The 1,905-nt window shown below is 50.4% G+C and carries 2 protein-coding genes; one reads left to right on the forward strand and one right to left on the reverse strand.

Annotated elements, in window-relative coordinates:
* Positions 1 to 50 precede the first annotated feature (50 nt).
* On the reverse strand, positions 51 to 1,001 hold the full coding sequence (locus TALK_RS21810; protein WP_085621270.1) for a hypothetical protein: 951 nt from the start codon (positions 999 to 1,001) through the stop codon (positions 51 to 53).
* Positions 1,002 to 1,095: 94 nt separating this feature from the next.
* Here TALK_RS21810 and TALK_RS21815 point away from each other — a divergent pair, with 94 nt between their 5' ends.
* On the forward strand, positions 1,096 to 1,677 hold the full coding sequence (locus tag TALK_RS21815) for a TetR/AcrR family transcriptional regulator (protein WP_169715096.1): 582 nt from the start codon (positions 1,096 to 1,098) through the stop codon (positions 1,675 to 1,677).
* Positions 1,678 to 1,905 lie beyond the last annotated feature (228 nt).

Raw genomic sequence — 1,905 nt, forward strand, 5'->3', positions numbered from 1 at the left:
CCTCGGCATCGCGGCTTTCGATCATCACGCGAATAACTGCATTTTGATCTTTAGATCTTCAACGTTGTCAGTCTCTCCCTCTCCCCAAAGGCAAGCGGATTCCGCCCGAGGATGAAGTAGACAATGCCACCAGTTTGAACCAATGCCAGAATGCAGGAGAGGATACCTGCCAGCTGGGTCACGAGCGGAGAGAAATCGCCTTGGATCACATAAATAGTCGGCAGCCCAGCGAAGGAGAAGCCGCCAATATAGCAAAGCGGCATCAACGCAAGGATGAAGACACTCCTCCAGCCACTGAGCCATTCGCGAAAGCGATAAGTGATCGCTATACTCAGATATATAGCTGAGACGTTCACGAAGAGCCACCACCAGGGAAAGTATCCGAGGATGACCAGTGGCTGATGGCCGAAATAGGTGTAGATACCGCCATAGCGCAGGAGGAGCTCCTCCATGATGATATCGGCAACACCGGAAAGGCCAAAAGCAATCCAAAGCCCACCAGTGGTCACATTCCGCTGAAGTGCAATGTAGAAGATGTATCCGAGGATTGTTCCAAAGGTCCACCACATCACGGCGACATAATAGTCGTATTCACGCCCCATGAGAAAATAAAGAAGCTTGTCCGGGTCGTGCGACACCGACCAAAAGCAACCCGCCAGATAATTGTCGATGCTTTCTGGAAAGACGCAGACGGCAGCCCCGAGCACGATGCCGATCGGGACCATCGTCTTGAGGCGAACGGAATCAAAGACCGCAACAAAGGTCATAATGAGCCCAGCAATCAGCATGAAGAGCGTACCATAGAACACGTGCTCTGCATTCTGTGGGAATGCATCGTTGGGCGGAGCTGGTGTCCGGAAGGTAGGATCTAGAAAGACAGTAGAACTGGCAGTTTGCGCGTGCCCGGCATCAGGCCAAAGCATTAAGAATGCCAGCCCCACAGATAGAGAGAATGCGGTAACGATCCACCCTTTTGTAGAGTTGTCCTGAGATGTGAGCATGATTTACCTCGTACAAACTTTAAAACCAACTATTTGGTTGGTTTTAAAGTTTCTGTCATAAGATATAAAATCCGTCAATACAATGTTGATACTCATGCCCATTCAGAAACCATCGAAATCCGAACAAACGAGGCAAAGAATACTTGCCGCGGCAACAGCCGAATTTGCCACCTATGGTGAAGCCGGTAGCCGCATTGATAGCATCGCCAAGACCGCAAAAGCTAACAAGAGCCTGATCTACGACTATTTCGGAAGCAAAAAACAGCTCTTTCAAGCGGTTCTTGAACGGCACTTGAGTGATGTTTATCAGGACGTCCACTTCGATCCTGCCGATCTTACCGGATATGCCACTATGCTTTTCGACATCGCGATGGATCGCCCTAATCTAATGCGACTTGTGATGTGGAACGGCCTTGAACAAAACAGAGCTTGGCCTCTGGATGAAACGTCCAGCTTCGCGACGCAAGTTACAAAAATTCGCGAAGCACAAGCTGCGGGAGGAATCAACAAGGAATATCCGCCGGATTTTCTGCTGACCCTGATCATTACCCTCGCTTCCGCCTGGACGGCAGCCAATCCCCTCGGCACATCCATCGTTCCCGACGTGGCGGAGCGGCGATTGTCATTTCGAGCAGCACTGGCAAAGGCAGTCAGTCAGCTTTCTCAGCCAGATTAGCGTTTCCCATGATCTGAGAACTTGTTTCAAAAGCTCCGGATACATAACAGTATGTTCCGAGGCGCGTATGATCATTCTTTGAAACTTAGGACACGACTAGGCAACGTCATCAATGCTTCTTCTGCAACCCCAGACGAAGGCACTGGCCAAATGCATTTCGAAAGATTTCCAGAAGCTTCATCATCCCCGTCCAACACCATCACGCGTGCTGGCTGCGCACACCCGATT

The organism is Thalassospira alkalitolerans, from assembly GCF_002115745.1.
Lineage (GTDB): Bacteria > Pseudomonadota > Alphaproteobacteria > Rhodospirillales > Thalassospiraceae > Thalassospira > Thalassospira alkalitolerans.

What these genes read in the sequence shown, in the direction of transcription:
- TALK_RS21815 (WP_169715096.1), top strand. Translation starts at nt 1,096, where the DNA reads ATGCCCATTCAGAAACCATCGAAATCCGAACAAACGAGGCAAAGAATA.
- TALK_RS21810 (WP_085621270.1), bottom strand. Translation starts at nt 1,001, where the DNA reads ATGCTCACATCTCAGGACAACTCTACAAAAGGGTGGATCGTTACCGCA.